This window comes from Algihabitans albus, from assembly GCF_003572205.1.
Lineage (GTDB): Bacteria > Pseudomonadota > Alphaproteobacteria > Kiloniellales > DSM-21159 > Algihabitans > Algihabitans albus.
Genome location: NZ_QXNY01000002.1, coordinates 413774 through 427983, shown reverse-complemented (window position 1 = coordinate 427983; position 14210 = coordinate 413774). Strand labels below are relative to the sequence as shown.

General features: G+C 64.5%; 12 protein-coding genes. 9 read left to right on the top strand and 3 right to left on the bottom strand.

The genetic code is table 11. The annotated features are described in order from the left end of the window. The first annotated feature begins 2 nt into the window (after nucleotides 1-2). From DBZ32_RS03600 to DBZ32_RS03585, 4 genes are all read left to right on the top strand, one after another. The gene (locus DBZ32_RS03600; RefSeq protein WP_119165732.1) at nucleotides 3-779 is read left to right on the top strand and encodes a type III pantothenate kinase; all 777 of its coding nucleotides are present in this window, start codon (nucleotides 3-5) and stop codon (nucleotides 777-779) included. Then, entirely contained in the window at nucleotides 776-2449 is a 1674-nt protein-coding gene (locus DBZ32_RS03595; RefSeq protein ID WP_119165731.1) for a ribonuclease J, read from the top strand. The genes DBZ32_RS03600 and DBZ32_RS03595 overlap by 4 nt, the downstream gene beginning before the upstream one ends. A 57-nt stretch (nucleotides 2450-2506) precedes the next feature. Then, the gene (mce, locus tag DBZ32_RS03590; RefSeq protein WP_119165730.1) at nucleotides 2507-2911 is read left to right on the top strand and encodes a methylmalonyl-CoA epimerase; all 405 of its coding nucleotides are present in this window, start codon (nucleotides 2507-2509) and stop codon (nucleotides 2909-2911) included. A 180-nt stretch (nucleotides 2912-3091) separates the two neighbouring features. After that, complete coding sequence (locus DBZ32_RS03585; protein WP_119165729.1) at nucleotides 3092-3364, top strand: DUF1467 family protein; 273 nt, start codon at nucleotides 3092-3094, stop codon at nucleotides 3362-3364. A gap of 8 nt (nucleotides 3365-3372) precedes the next feature. Here the strand turns inward: DBZ32_RS03585 and DBZ32_RS03580 are convergent, their stop codons facing one another. The 3 genes from DBZ32_RS03580 to DBZ32_RS03570 all read right to left on the bottom strand — a co-directional run bounded on the left by DBZ32_RS03580 (nucleotide 3373) and on the right by DBZ32_RS03570 (nucleotide 6281). After that, a complete protein-coding gene (locus DBZ32_RS03580) occupies nucleotides 3373-4014 on the bottom strand; it encodes a DUF7002 family protein (protein ID WP_119165728.1) in 642 nt (213 codons plus the stop codon). A gap of 16 nt (nucleotides 4015-4030) precedes the next feature. Next, nucleotides 4031-4651 carry a glutathione S-transferase family protein gene (locus DBZ32_RS03575; RefSeq protein ID WP_119165727.1) on the bottom strand — a complete coding sequence of 207 codons (621 nt, stop codon included), beginning with the start codon at nucleotides 4649-4651 and terminating at the stop codon, nucleotides 4031-4033. Nucleotides 4652-4991: 340 nt separating this feature from the next. Further along, entirely contained in the window at nucleotides 4992-6281 is a 1290-nt protein-coding gene (locus DBZ32_RS03570; RefSeq protein ID WP_119165726.1) for an NCS2 family permease, read from the bottom strand. A 165-nt stretch (nucleotides 6282-6446) separates the two neighbouring features. On the opposite strand from DBZ32_RS03570, the gene DBZ32_RS03565 reads away from it, so the two are divergent. The 5 genes from DBZ32_RS03565 to dnaE all read left to right on the top strand — a co-directional run bounded on the left by DBZ32_RS03565 (nucleotide 6447) and on the right by dnaE (nucleotide 13998). Beyond that, the gene (locus tag DBZ32_RS03565; RefSeq protein ID WP_119165725.1) at nucleotides 6447-6986 is read left to right on the top strand and encodes a hypothetical protein; all 540 of its coding nucleotides are present in this window, start codon (nucleotides 6447-6449) and stop codon (nucleotides 6984-6986) included. A gap of 173 nt (nucleotides 6987-7159) precedes the next feature. Then, nucleotides 7160-8488 carry a proline--tRNA ligase gene (proS, locus tag DBZ32_RS03560; RefSeq protein ID WP_119165724.1) on the top strand — a complete coding sequence of 443 codons (1329 nt, stop codon included), beginning with the start codon at nucleotides 7160-7162 and terminating at the stop codon, nucleotides 8486-8488. Nucleotides 8489-8506: 18 nt separating this feature from the next. Further along, on the top strand, nucleotides 8507-9757 hold the full coding sequence (locus tag DBZ32_RS03555) for a lipoprotein-releasing ABC transporter permease subunit (RefSeq protein ID WP_119165723.1): 1251 nt from the start codon (nucleotides 8507-8509) through the stop codon (nucleotides 9755-9757). After that, entirely contained in the window at nucleotides 9750-10442 is a 693-nt protein-coding gene (locus DBZ32_RS03550) for an ABC transporter ATP-binding protein (RefSeq protein WP_119165722.1), read from the top strand. Before DBZ32_RS03555 ends, DBZ32_RS03550 begins: the two co-directional genes overlap by 8 nt. Before the next feature lie 61 nt (nucleotides 10443-10503). After that, complete coding sequence (dnaE, locus tag DBZ32_RS03545; protein WP_119165721.1) at nucleotides 10504-13998, top strand: DNA polymerase III subunit alpha; 3495 nt, start codon at nucleotides 10504-10506, stop codon at nucleotides 13996-13998. The last annotated feature ends 212 nt before the right edge of the window (nucleotides 13999-14210 follow it).

The following is a 14210-nucleotide window of genomic DNA, read 5'->3' as shown; positions in this document are numbered from 1 at the left end:
CCGTGCTGCTCACCATTGACAGCGGCAATACGAACTGCGTCGCAGGGCTTTACGAAGGCAGCGAGCTGCGCGCCAAGTGGCGGATCGCCACCGACCCACGCCGCACCTCCGACGAGTATGTCGTTTGGCTCACCTCCCTGATGACCTTGGAGGGGATCGAACGTTCCGCGATTCAGGGTGCCATCGTGTCCAACGTGGTGCCGGCGGCTCAACGCGCCTTCGACCGGCTCTGCCGGCATCATCTCGGGATCGAACCGCTTGCGGTGGAGGAGGCGATCCGGAGCAGCGACGTGCCTCTGCGTGTGGCGCGGCCGGAGCAGGTCGGTGCCGACCGCATCGCCAATGCGGTGGCCGCCCATGCGACCTACGAGGGCGCCCTGGTCGTCATCGACTTCGGCACGGCCACGACCTTCGACGTGATCGATCCGGACGGCGGCCTGGAGGGCGTGATCATCGCCCCCGGCATCAACCTTTCGATGGAAGCGCTCTATCAGGCAGCGGCGCGCCTGCCGCGCGTGCCCTTGGCCAAACCGGACCGGATCGTCGGCACGGACACGGTTTCGGCCATGCAGTCGGGCGTGTATTGGGGTTACGTCGGACTGATCGAAGGTCTGATCGCGCGCATCAAGGCTGAACGAGGACAAGATTTGACCACTGTCGCAACGGGCGGACTGGCGCCGCTGTTCGAACAGTCGAGCGCGGAGATCCAACACGACGATCCGGATCTGACCCTGCGCGGCTTGCGGTTGCTCTATGAGGCCGATCGGATGCGCCGATGAGCGATATTCCCGCACCGGGGTCCGACGAACTTCTGTTCCTGCCGCTCGGCGGAACGGGCGAGATCGGCATGAACCTCAACCTCTACGGCCACGCTGGCAAATGGCTGATGATCGATTGCGGCGTTGCGTTCGGCGAGCATGATCTGCCGGGGATCGAGGTGGTGATGCCCGACCCCGACTTCATCGTGGAGCGGGCGGAAGAGCTGGCCGGCCTGGTGCTGACCCATGCGCACGAGGATCACCTGGGCGCCGTGCCCTGGCTTTGGTCGGAGCTGCGTTGCCCGATCTACGCGACGCCCTTCACCGCGGCGCTCCTGCGTCGCAAGCTGGCGGACGAGGGCCTCGAGGAAACGCCGGAGATCACCGAAATTCCCCTCGGGAGCCGTCTCGACATCGGGCCTTTCGACATCGAGCTCGTGACGCTGACCCATTCGATCCCGGAACCGAATGCGGTGGTTCTGCGCACGGGTGCCGGCATGGTGGTTCACACCGGGGACTGGAAGCTCGATCCCGATCCGCTGATCGGCGACGACTACGACGACAAGCGTCTGCGCGAGGTGGCGGAGGAGGGCGTGCTGGCCCTGGTCTGCGACTCGACCAACGCCCTGGTGCCCGGTCAGTCGGGCTCCGAGCTGGAGGTTCGCAGCGAGCTGGAGGAGCTGATCGGGCGCTTCGAAAACAAGGTCGCGGTCGCCTGTTTCGCCAGCAACGTCGCGCGGTTGGAAACGGTGATCAGGGCGGCGGAGAAGAACGGCCGCAAGGTCGCGCTGGTCGGCCGCTCGATGCACCGCATCTGGGCGGCTGCGCGCGAAACCGGCTACCTCGACGACTTGCCGCCGCTCCTCGACGTGCGCGACATCGGTTACCTGCCGGACTCCGAGATTCTGCTGCTGGTGACCGGCAGCCAGGGCGAGCCGCGCGCTGCCCTATGGCGCATCGCCAACGACGATCATCCGCAGATTTCGCTCGGCAAGGGCGATGCCGTCGTCTTCTCCTCCAGGGTCATTCCCGGAAACGAGAAGTCGATCCACGGGCTCTACAATCTCCTGACGGCCAGAGGCATCGAGATCGTCGGCGCGGACGAGCGGCCGGTTCATGTCTCGGGACATCCCTGCCGGGACGAGCTGGCCCAGATGTACCAGTGGACGCGCCCGCGGATTGCCGTGCCGGTGCATGGCGAGCGACGCCATCTGGAGGCTCACGCCAAGCTCGCCGGCGAATGTCAGGTGCCGGAAAGCATCGTCGGCGCGAACGGAGCGCTCGTGCGCCTCGCACCCGGCCCGGCACAGATCGTCGATCACGTTCATTCCGGGCGCCTGGCGCTCGACGGCGACATTCTGCGGCCGGTCGACAGTCCGGTGATTCGCACGCGCCGGCGGATGGTGATCAATGGATCCGCCGTGGTTACATTGGTGCTGGACGGCAAGGGCGCGCCGGTCGTCTCGCCGCGGATCGCCGCCGGCGGTCTCTACGACCTCAAGGAAGAGGCCGAGGTAACGGAAGCGCTCGAGCAGGCGATCGCCACCGCGCTGCATACCCTGAGCCGCCACGACCGCCACGACGACCGGGCCACCGCAGAAGCCGTGCGGATTGCGGTGCGCCGCACGTTGCAAAGGGAACTGGGCAAGAAGCCGGTGGTCGAGGTACAGGTCATCCGGGTCCAATGCTAGGCCGGATAGATAGTTAGAGTATATTTCCTGTGATCGGCGGGAGAGGAGAGAGGTGCGATGATCGGACGCTTGAATCATGTGGCGATCGCGGTGCCGGACCTGCAGACGGCCGTCGCCAGCTACGCCGGCACCCTGGGGGCGAAAGTCTCGGACCCGCAAGACGAACCCGATCACGGGGTGACGGTCGTCTTCGTCGAACTGCCCAACACGAAGATCGAGCTGCTCCATCCGCTCGGCGAGAACTCCCCCATCGCCGGATTTCTGGCCAAGAACCCCTCCGGCGGCATTCATCATGTCTGCTACGAGGTGGACGACATCCTGGCCGCGCGCGACAAGCTGAAGACGGAGGGGGCAAGGGTGCTGGGCGACGGCGAGCCGAAGATCGGGGCGCATGGAAAGCCGGTGCTCTTCCTGCACCCGAAGGACTTTTCCGGAACCCTGGTCGAGCTCGAGCAGGTCTAGACCGGACAGTGATCAGTCGGACCCACGTATTGGGTCCGGCGATTACATTAAATCTGGTCTAGATTCAAAGTGTTAGAGTATGTTTCTTGTGATCGGCGGAACCGCGAAGCGAGTCCATACGATCACAACAGGCTCTAGTCACGCCCCTTTCGCATTGATCGTCAGGAAAAACGGCCCACCATGAGCTGGTTCACCGGCATCATCGTCTTCGTCATCGTCTGGTGGGTGGTGATCTTCATGGTCTTGCCTTGGGGCGCCCGCCCGCCGGAAACGCCGGAGCCGGGCCATGCGCCCAGTGCCCCCGAGCACCCGCGGCTGCTCCGCAAGGTCATCGTCACCACAGTCATTTCAAGTGTCGTCTGGCTCGCGATCTACGCCGCCGTCGAGAGCGAACTGGTCTCGTTCCGAGAGTTTGTCGGCGGCGATCCCTTCCAGGTCGAAACCGAGCGGTAAATCGCCGCTCATCCAGACGGCGCGGTCTGCCGACGCTCGACGAGATGATCTGCGATATCCCGGGCGCCGCCCTTGAGCGTGACCTCCAGGATTCGATCCCGCCCTCCGCGTCTTCGCGACCAGTCCCGGTAAGACATCTCGTCGATTGGCGTGAAAGTGCCGAGACCCCGGCGGGCAGGGCGCCGGATAGTGGCGCCGGAATTGATCGGGCAGACTTCCATAGCCGGGCCGTGGACACGCGCCAGGCTGAGCGTGTCGAAGACGAGAACATCGCGCGGGCGTCCCCGGTTCATGCGGGCGCCGAGCATGCGCGCAAGCCCATCCTCGTCGGACCAGAAGAAGACCCGGGCATTCAACATCGCCAGCCAATCCGCTGGAGTGAGGTCGTCGTCCAGGCAAGCTTCCAGCGCCGTTTCGCGAAGCGGCATCTGGTCGTTAAGGACCACGCTCCCCCATCGAGGATGCGTCAGCGGAACCGCCTCCGGTCGCCGACGGCGCTCCAAGCGCACTCGCTCTGGGCCCTCGATCTCGAAGAGGTCGAGGATCCGGCTCGTGCTGAGAAGGCCGAGATCGCGGATCCGCGTCCAGGCACCCGGTTCGGTGACGTGGTAGAGGCGTGGGTGGCGCGAGCCGAGCTCCTCGGGTGTCACGTTAGCCGACCCGGATCTAGCTGAGCGGAAGCATGACCCGCGACGGGTAGGCCGGGCGATCGCGCAGACGCGCGTACCAAGCCTCCAGATGCGGCAGACTCTGGCGCGGCACCTCCAGGGCATGCCAGCGATAGACGGCACAGCCAAGGGGAATGTCCGCCATCGTAAGGGTTTCACCGAGCAGGTAGTCGCGCCCCTCCAGCTTTGCGTCCAGCAAGCCGAAGGCCGCCTGACAGGCTGCGATCCCCTTGTCGATGGCGGCCGTATCGCGCTGTTCCGGCGGTGTCCGGACCAGCCCCCAGAAGACGGGGGTCATGGCCGCCACGACCGTCGTGGTGGCCCAGTCCATCCACTGCCTGGCCTCGGCGCGCTGTCGCTCGTCGCTAGGGCAAAGTCGGCCTTTGCCGTACTGTGCGGCGAGATAGCCAACGATCGCATTGGACTCCCAGAGCACGAAACCATCGTCGTCGATCACGGGGACAAGGCGGTTCGGATTGAGGTCTGCGAACCAGGCTTCGTCGAGCTTGCCGTGTTCGCGCCCGGCGGGAGTATGCGCATAGTCGAGACCGAGCTCGTCGAGGGTCCAGAGGACCTTCTGCACGTTGATCGAGTTGGTGCGCCCCCAAATCCGCAGCATGCATTCCCTATCAGCCGTTCGGCATGGTCGGTCAGAAATTCAGGATTTGTCAAAAATTAAGGCAAGCCTCCGTTCGGAAGGCTTGCCTCAATTAACCCGTTCGGATCCACCTTTGTGTGCCGGTTTCGAAAACCTGCCTGGCGGTTTCTCGAACGACGTTCCTCCGTAAACTTGGGCCGTGATCAGGCCTTTTCCGGTGTTGAGTCACCGATAAACTTTTCTTGTTGTGTTGATAGCCGATCCGACTCAGAGAGTCACCAATTTTTTGCCACTTTTTTGCGCAACCTGCCTCGCGCCTGAAATATTCCTTCTGTGATTGCCCGTCCGCTTTCCACTTTGCTCACAGAAAAGCAAACTTGAGCACGAAAGCTGCGGCAATAATCAATACGGCAACCGAACACTCGGAAATACGGCCGGTCAGGATCTTCACTAAGGCGTAGGCGATGAAGCCCAAACCGATCCCATGAGCGATCGAAAAGGTGAGCGGCATGGCCAGGGCCGTTAGCACCGCCGGCGCGTACTCCGTGACGTCTTCCCAGTCGATCTCCGCCAAACCCCGGGTCATCAGGCAGGCGACGAACAGAAGTGCCGGTGCCGTCGCGAAGGCCGGAACCGTTCCTGCCAGCGGTGCGAAGAAAAGCGTCAACAGGAAGAGCAGGGCGACCACCACCGCCGTCAGGCCCGTCCGCCCGCCGGCCTTTATGCCCGCGGCGGACTCGATGTAACTCGTGGTTGTGGACGTGCCGACTACAGAGCCGATCACCGACGACGAGGAATCGGCCATTAGAGCCTGCCGCAGCCGCGGCAGCTTGCCTTCGGCGTCGAGCAGCCCGGCCCGGTGAGCGACGCCGATCAGCGTCCCGGCCGTGTCGAACAGATCGACGAAGAGAAAGGTGAAGACGACCGACAGCAGCGCGATCTTGAAGGCCCCGGCAAGGTCGAGTTGCAGGAAGGTCGGGGAGGGGTCGGGCGGCAGGGCGACGACGCCCTTGAACTCGCTGACGCCCAAGAGAACGCCGATGGCCGTAATGGCCAGGATGCCGATGATGACCGCGCCGGGCACGCGCAGACGGTCGAGGGCGACCATGATCGTGAAGCCGAACAGCGCGAGCAGCGCCGGCCAGGCCGTCAGGTCGCCGATGGTCACCAAGGTCGCCGGATGATCGACGACGATCCCGGCGTTCTTGAGCGCGATGATACCGAGAAACAAGCCGATTCCGGCGGAGATCGCCATCTTCAGGCCCTTGGGGATGGCGTTGATGATCCACTCGCGCACCGGCAGGATCGACAGGATGACGAAAAGGATACCCGAGAGGAACACGGCCCCCAGTGCCACCTGCCAGGTGTGCCCCATGCCGAGCACGACGCCGTAGGTGAAGAAGGCGTTGAGGCCCATGCCCGGCGCCAGCGCGATCGGGTAGTTCGCGTAGAGCCCCATGATCAGGGTACCGACGGCCGCCGCGATACAGGTCGCCACGAAGACCGCCCCGAAATCCATCCCCGCATCGGAGAGGATGGCCGGGTTGACGAAGGCGATATAGGCCATCGTCAGGAAGGTTGTGATCCCGGCGATCACCTCGGTTTTCACCGTGGTCCCGTGACCGCGCAGATCGAAGAATTTCTCCAACATGTCTATCCGACCCCCCAACAACATCGTCCTGGAGCGGCGCGCCTGCCGCCGCCCGCGTTGGTCCGAACGCCTCCTGGAATTTGCTTCCCCCGTTGCCCTCGCGCGTGCAGCCTGTTCCAGACCTGCTTAGTCTTTTGGCAACTTCACCGAGATTACCCTCAGCCGATGCGTGAAAGCTACGGTTTGATTGCAGCCTTCTGCGCCTTCTGCTCCATCTCGGCAGCCGCTCAGCCGCTCGAGGTGACGATCACGCGCGCCGACTGCTCGCAGCTCGTGCGTCATCTGCCCGATGCCGATGTGTCCGCCGATTATCAGCCCGGTGTCGACGCGCGGGGCAAGCCCGTCGCGCCGGCCGACCTCTATGGCGCCAACCCGATCGAATTGCCGGAGACCTTCACGTTCCTTATTGAGGTGAATCCGCTGAGCACGTCCGAACGCCGGACCTTGGAGAGCGAACGACGGATCCTGGCCGCGCGGGTTGCCGCCGCGCCGGACAACGCGGACCTGCGGGCGCAGCTGGATGCGCTCGATGCGGAAGCGGCACGCCTGGACGGCCGGCCCGAGTCGGCGACGACTCTGGCCGTCGGCGAGGTCACCGTCAATCGGGACGGCCGGGTCACCTTCAATGGTCAACCTCTCCAGAACGACAAGGCCTGGGAGCTGTCCGAGCGCTGTCGCGAGATCCTGGCCGCCCCAACCCAGTGACACAGCCCAGTAACGACCTCCAATAAAGCTCGCGGTGACGCCTCAATCGCGCCCATTTTTCGCCGCGGCGCCGGGCGAGGGTGACGTAATGGACAAGTCCAAGGCCATTGCGTAGGGTCCCGGCGCCTTTTGCCGGGACTGTCCGGCGCCCCATCACCTAAAAGAGCTCTGGAATGCGCCGCTCCCGTTTCTTTCTGCCGACCCTGCGCGAGACCCCCAAGGAAGCCGAGATCGTCTCTCACCGTCTGATGCTGCGGGCCGGTATGGTGCGCCAGGCCTCGGCTGGCATCTACTCCTGGCTGCCGCTCGGTTTCCGGGTGCTGAAGAAGATCGAGCAGATCGTGCGGGAGGAGGAGAACCGGGCCGGCGCTCAGGAAGTGCTGATGCCGACGATCCAGTCGGCCGACCTCTGGCGCCAGTCGGGCCGCTACGAGGCTTACGGGCCGGAGATGCTCCGCATCAAGGACAGGCACGAGCGCGACATGCTCTATGGCCCCACCAACGAAGAGCTGATCACCGACATCTTCGCCAACTCGGTGAAGAGCTATCGCGACCTGCCGCAGCTGCTCTATCACATCCAATGGAAATTCCGCGACGAGGTGCGGCCTCGCTTCGGCGTGATGCGCGGGCGCGAGTTCCTGATGAAGGACGCCTACTCCTTCGACATCGACTACGAAAGTGCCCGCCGGTCCTATTACAAGTTCTTCGTGGCCTACCTGCGGACCTTCGCGCGCATGGGCCTGAAGGCGATCCCGATGGAGGCCGACAGCGGTCCGATCGGCGGCAATCTAAGCCACGAGTTCATTATCCTGGCGGAGACCGGCGAGAGCGACGTCTTCTGCGACCGCGAGTTCCTGGAGGCCGACGTTCTGGCCAGCGACGTGGACTACGGCGATGACGCGGCGGTCGCCGGCGTGGTCGAGCGTTTCACCAGTCTCTATGCCCGGACCGATGAGAAGCACGAGCCCGAGGCCTTCACCGCGCAGGTGCCGGAGGATCGGCGCTATGAGGGACGCGGGATCGAAGTCGGGCATATCTTCTACTTCGGAACCAAGTACTCGGGACCGCTGGGCGCCAAGGTGGCGCTGCCGGAGGGCGGCGAAACGGACGTCCATATGGGCTCCTACGGGGTCGGGGTCTCGCGGCTCGCCGGTGCGGTCATCGAGGCCAGTCACGACGAGGCCGGCATCGTCTGGCCGGACGCGGTGGCCCCCTTCGACGTCGCGCTCATCAATCTGAAGGCGTCGGACGCCGCCTGTACCTCAGCCTGCGACGAGGCCTATGCCAAGTTCCAGTCGGCAGGGCTCGATCCGCTCTACGAAGACAGGGACGAGCGGGCCGGCGCCAAGTTCGCCGAGATGGATCTGATCGGCCTGCCCTGGCAGGTGATCGTCGGTCCTCGCGGGTTAGAACGCGGCATTGTCGAGCTGAAGCGCCGTGCGACCGGCGAGCGCGAGGAGGTGTCCTTGGACTCGGCGCTGTCGCGCCTCACCGGGGCTTAGGAGGGAGTAAAGGGCGGCATGCTGTTCGGAGCCGTCGAACGCCTGATGGCGCTGCGCTACCTGCGCTCGCGCCGGCAGGAAGGTTTCATCTCGGTGATCGCCGTCTTCTCGCTGCTGGGCATCGCGCTGGGCGTCGCGACCCTGATCATCGTCATGGCCGTGATGAACGGCTTTCGGGTCGAATTGCTGGATCGCATCCTTGGGGTGAACGGTCATCTGACGCTCCATTCGACCGGCGATCAAAGCATCACCGACTATCCGAGCCTCGCGGAGCGACTGCGCCAACTCCCCCACGTTCAAGCGGTCACGCCGCAGGTCCAGGGTCAGGTCATGGTGATGTCCGACGGCCGCGCCAATGGCGCTTTGGTTCGTGGTGTCTCGGGCGAGGCCCTGGCCGACAGGCCGAAGATGATCGGCGATCTGAGGCAAACCTCGCTCGAGGAGTTCGCCGAAGGCGAGGGCGTGCTGATCGGAATCGGCATGTCGCGGTCGCTGGGTCTGAACAAGGGTGACCGCATCACCCTGGTCAGCCCGCAGATGAGCCGAACGGCCGTCGGGTCGATCCCGCGCATGAAAGCCTATCCGATCCTCGGTTTCTTCGAGGTCGGGATGCACGAGTACGATAACTCCTTCATCTACATGCCGCTGACGCAGGCGCAGGTCTTCTTCCGCCATCCGGAAGGGGTCAATGCGATTGAGATCATGGTCGACAATCCGGACCAGGTCGCCGGAGTCCGCGGGGCGCTGAACGAGCAGGTGACCCAGGCCCTGCGCATCACGGACTGGCAAAGCGCCAACTCCAGCTTCTTCAATGCGGTGCAGGTCGAGCGGAACGTCATGTTCCTGATCCTCTCGCTGATCATCCTGGTGGCTGCCTTCAACATCCTGTCCGGCCAGTACATGCTGGTGAAGGGCAAGGGACGCGACATCGCGATCCTGCGCACCATGGGCGCGCCGCGTGGCCTGATCCTTCGGGTCTTCTTCATGTCGGGCGCGGCGATCGGACTGTTCGGTACGCTTGCCGGGCTGGGGCTCGGCCTGCTGTTCATCGAGAACATCCAGACCCTGCAGGGCTGGGTCGAAAGGCTGTCCGGCACCCAGGTCTTCAACCCTCAGGTCTATTTTCTGACCCGGCTGCCCGCCGTCGTCGACTGGAACGAAGTCTGGCAGGTCATCGCGATGGCCTTGGGGATCTCCTTCCTCGCGCCCTTGCTGCCGGCCTGGCAGGCGGCCCGCCTCGATCCCGTGGAAGCCCTCCGCTATGAGTAGCGCGGCCCTGCAGCTCGACGGCATCGGCAAGACGTTCCGCCAGGCGGGACGGGAACTGCCGGTGCTGCGCGGGCTGGATCTCGATCTGCAGCCGGGCGAGATGGTGGCGCTGCTCGGGCCCTCGGGATCCGGTAAATCGACCTTGTTGCACATCTGCGGCTTGCTGGAGCGCCCGGACCAGGGCGTCATCAGAATCGCCGGAACGGAGGCTCAGCGCCTGGGCGACCGCGAACGGACGCGGCTGCGACGTGAGCAGATCGGCTTCGTCTACCAGTACCATCATCTCCTGCCGGAGTTCTCCGCCCTGGAGAACCTGGTGGTGCCGCAGATGATCGCCGGGCTGTCCCGGCGTGAGGCGACCACTCGCGCGCTCGAGCTGCTGGAGATGGTCGGACTGACCGAACGGACGACGCATCGCCCCGCCAGCCTCTCGGGTGGCGAACAGCAACGTGTCGCCATCGCACGCGCCCTGGTCAACGCGCCCAAGCTGCTGCTGGCGGACGAGCCGACCGGCAACCTGGATCCCCATACGGCGGACACCGTCTTCGCCCTACTGGTCAAGCTGGTGCGCGGCGCCGGTCTGGCGGCCCTGCTGGCGACCCACAACTACGAGCTGGCCGCCCGCATGGACCGCATCGTTCGCCTGGAGGAAGGGCATCTGGTCGGAGGGCTGCCGGCTGAGTAATCCACAGATTACGAAGGCCCGCCGGTTCCGCTGAGACCACGAATCGCGGCACCATGGGGCCATGCCCGACGTGAATTTCATCCATCTCCGGACCCATTCCGCCTATTCGCTCTCCGAAGGGGCGATCAAGGTCAAGGAATTGGTCAAGCTCTGCGTAGAGCAGGGCATGCCGGCGGTCGGTCTGACCGACAGCGACAACCTGTTCGGCGCCATGGAGTTCTCGCTCGAAGCCGTGAATGCCGGGGTGCAGCCGATCATCGGGTGCCAACTGGGCGTGGCGCGGGTCGATGCGCAGGCCAACTCCAACGGCATGAGCGCAACCGCCCCGGCACCCGATCAGATCGTTCTGCTCGCCGCCACGGAGGAGGGCTACCGAAACCTCCTCAAGCTGGTCAGCAAGGCCTACCTCGAGACGGAAGCGGGCGGCGAACCTCACGTTCTTCTCGATGACCTGGAGCTGCGCGGTACGGGTCTCATCGCGCTGACCGGCGGTCCGAAAGGAACCGTCGGACGGCTGCTGGAGGAACAGCAGGACAAGTTGGCGGAAGAAGTCTTATCGCGCCTTTCCAAATGTTTTCCCGGCAATCTTTACGTTGAACTTCAGCGTCACGGGCTGACCGTCGAGACCGCGATCGAAGAGCGGTTGATTGCGCTGGCCTACGCGCACGATCTGCCGCTCGTCGCAACCAACGAACCCTTCTTCGCGACGGCCGATCTTTACGAGGCCCACGACGCGCTGCTCTGCATCGCCGAGGGCGTGACCGTGAACCATGAGCAGCGGCGCAGGGTGACGCCCGAGCATCGCTTCAAGTCTGCCGAGGAGATGGCTGCGCTCTTCGCCGATCTGCCGGAAGCCCTGCAGAACACGGTCGTGATCGCGCAGCGCTGCAGCTTCTATCCGAAAACGATTGCTCCAATCCTGCCGGCTTACGAGACCGCCGCCGGGCGCTCCGAAAGCGACGAGTTGCGCGCTCAAGCCGAGAGCGGCTTGGCGGAGTACCTGGAGACGCGGGTTCTCCCCCTCTTCGAGAGCGAGGACGAGAAGAGACGGGCCGAGATTCAGTACAAGGAACGGCTGGCACACGAACTGGGCACCATCACCCAGATGGGGTTCCCCGGATACTTCCTGATCGTGGCCGACTTCATCCAGTGGGCCAAGAACCGGGAGATCCCGGTCGGTCCGGGCCGCGGTTCCGGCGCCGGTTCGCTGGTCGCCTGGTCGCTGAAGATCACCGACCTCGACCCGATCCGCTGGAACCTGCTGTTCGAGCGCTTTCTCAATCCCGAGCGCGTGTCGATGCCGGACTTCGACATCGACTTCTGTCAGGACCGCCGGGACGAGGTCATCCAGTATGTGCAGGAGAAATACGGTCGGGACCGGGTCGCCCAGATCATCACTTTCGGAAAGCTTCAGGCACGCGCGGTCCTGAGAGACGTCGGGCGCGTCTTGCAGATGCCCTACGGCCAGGTCGACCGCATCTGCAAGCTGGTGCCCAACAATCCAGCCAACCCGGTGACGCTGGGACAGGCAATCGCGGGCGAACCGGAGTTGCAGTTCCAACGCGACAACGACCAGACCGTCGGCCGTCTGATCGACATCGCGCTCAAACTGGAGGGCCTCTACCGTCACGCCTCGACACACGCCGCCGGCGTGGTGATCGGCGATCGGCCCCTCGACGAACTGGTGCCGCTTTACCGCGACCCGCGCTCGGACATGCCGGTCACTCAGTTCAACATGAAGTACGTCGAGCAGGCCGGCCTGGTGAAGTTCGACTTCCTGGGGCTGAAGACTCTGACTGTTTTGACCCGCGCGGTTGCCTTGGTGCGCGAACGCGAAGCGGACTTCAATCTGGAGACCGTGCCGCTCGACGATGCGGAGGCCTACCGGGTGATGGCGCGCGGCGACACGGTGGGCGTGTTCCAGCTTGAAAGCTCGGGCATGCGCGATGCGCTGCGGAAGCTCAAGCCGGACCGCTTCGAGGATGTGGTCGCCATGGTGTCGCTCTATCGGCCGGGCCCGATGGAGAACATTCCCAGCTACATCAAACGCAAGGCCGGGGACGAGACGCCCGACTATCTCTATCCAACCCTGGAGCCGATCCTGGTCGAGACCTACGGGATCATGATCTATCAGGAGCAGGTGATGCAGATCGCCCAGGAGCTGGCCGGCTACAGCCTCGGCGGCGCCGATCTGCTGCGCCGGGCCATGGGTAAGAAGATCGCGTCCGAGATGGATGCCCAGCGCGAGATTTTCGTCTCCGGCGCCGGAGCCAAGGGCGTGCCCAAGGGAACGGCTTCGGCGATCTTCGACCTGGTCGCCAAGTTCGCCGGCTACGGCTTCAACAAGTCCCATGCCGCCGCCTATGCGCTGGTCGCTTATCAAACCGCCTACATGAAGGCGAACCACCCGGTCGAGTTCCTGGCCGCGTCGATGACCTACGACATGACCAACACGGACAAGCTCGGCGGCTACCGTCAGGAGCTGGACCGCCTGAGAATCCGCCTGCTGCCGCCTGACGTGAACCGGTCCGACCCGGACTTCGCCGTCGAGGAGGACGAGGAGGGCAAGGCCATCCGCTACGCTCTGGCAGCCCTCAAGAACGTCGGCCGTGGCGCCATGACGGAGCTGTCGGTCGAGCGGCGGGAGAGGGGCGTTTTCACCTCTCTGTCCGATTTCGCGCAGCGGCTCGATCCGCGTCAGATCAACAAGCGGACCATCGAAAATCTGGCGACCTCCGGAGCCTTCGATAGCCTCGAACCCAATCGCCATGCCGTCTTCCAGGCGGCCGAAACCGTCATGCGCCACGCGGCGACAGCGGCCGACGAACGCATCAGCGATCAGGTCAGCCTGTTCGGCGGCGGCGAGGACAGCCAGGCCGGCGAGCTGAAACTGCCGAAGGTGATCGACTGGTCCGGCATGGAGCGCCTGCAGCGCGAGTTCGACGCCATCGGCTTCTATCTCTCCGCCCATCCGCTCGATGGCTACGAGGCGCTGCTGGCTCGCAAGCAGGTGATCGCTTACGCCGATCTCAGAAAGACACCTTTCAAGGGCGAGCCGCGCAAGCGGCTGGCAGGTATCGTCGTCGGCAAGCAGGAGCGGACTTCGAAGAAGGGGAGCCGTTTCGCCTTCGTGCAGATGTCGGACAGTTCCGGACAGTTCGAAGTGATGGTCTTCGCCGAGGTCCTGGCTCAGAGCCGGGAGCTGCTGGACAGCGGGCGTCCGCTTCTGGTCGAGGCGGCCCTCGACGACCGCGGCGGCGGCGGCGGTGCGGAGGAGAGCGACCTGCGCCTGCTGGCTCAGCGGTTCGAGGACCTTGAAGCGTCCCTGGCCAAAACCGCCGCAGGCCTGCGGATCTATGCCGATACCCCGGAACCGCTGCCGCAGCTCCAGAAGCTTCTGGAGCGCGAGGGGCAGGGCCAGAGCCCGGTTTGCCTGGTCCTATCCTTGACCCGCGGGGAGGAGGCGGAGATCGACCTGCCGCAGACCTACAATCTGCCGCAAGCGGCCCGCCAGGCGATCAAAGCGATTCCCGGCCTGCATGTAACCGATCTCTAGAGCGCGATCCTCCCAGGTGGGACGTGAATCGCTTTCCAGATTTCTGAAAGTGTAGGATTCACGCCTCGGATGGACTCGCCTGAGCGATTCCATCCGAGGCGATCCTGTTCCCGAGGACGGGCGAAGCGATGCCCTACCCCTCTTGAAAGCGGTACGCGCGCTTGCAATTTGCGGCATTGGCGGGTATCACCCGCGCCATATCCAAACCCCAC

Coding starts and splice junctions, on each gene's coding strand:
- DBZ32_RS03595 (WP_119165731.1), top strand. CDS start 776: ATGAGCGATATTCCCGCACCGGGGTCCGACGAACTTCTGTTCCTGCCG.
- mce (WP_119165730.1), top strand. CDS start 2,507: ATGATCGGACGCTTGAATCATGTGGCGATCGCGGTGCCGGACCTGCAG.
- DBZ32_RS03585 (WP_119165729.1), top strand. CDS start 3,092: ATGAGCTGGTTCACCGGCATCATCGTCTTCGTCATCGTCTGGTGGGTG.
- DBZ32_RS03575 (WP_119165727.1), bottom strand. CDS start 4,651: ATGCTGCGGATTTGGGGGCGCACCAACTCGATCAACGTGCAGAAGGTC.
- DBZ32_RS03570 (WP_119165726.1), bottom strand. CDS start 6,281: ATGTTGGAGAAATTCTTCGATCTGCGCGGTCACGGGACCACGGTGAAA.
- DBZ32_RS03565 (WP_119165725.1), top strand. CDS start 6,447: ATGCGTGAAAGCTACGGTTTGATTGCAGCCTTCTGCGCCTTCTGCTCC.
- proS (WP_119165724.1), top strand. CDS start 7,160: ATGCGCCGCTCCCGTTTCTTTCTGCCGACCCTGCGCGAGACCCCCAAG.
- DBZ32_RS03555 (WP_119165723.1), top strand. CDS start 8,507: ATGCTGTTCGGAGCCGTCGAACGCCTGATGGCGCTGCGCTACCTGCGC.
- DBZ32_RS03550 (WP_119165722.1), top strand. CDS start 9,750: ATGAGTAGCGCGGCCCTGCAGCTCGACGGCATCGGCAAGACGTTCCGC.
- dnaE (WP_119165721.1), top strand. CDS start 10,504: ATGCCCGACGTGAATTTCATCCATCTCCGGACCCATTCCGCCTATTCG.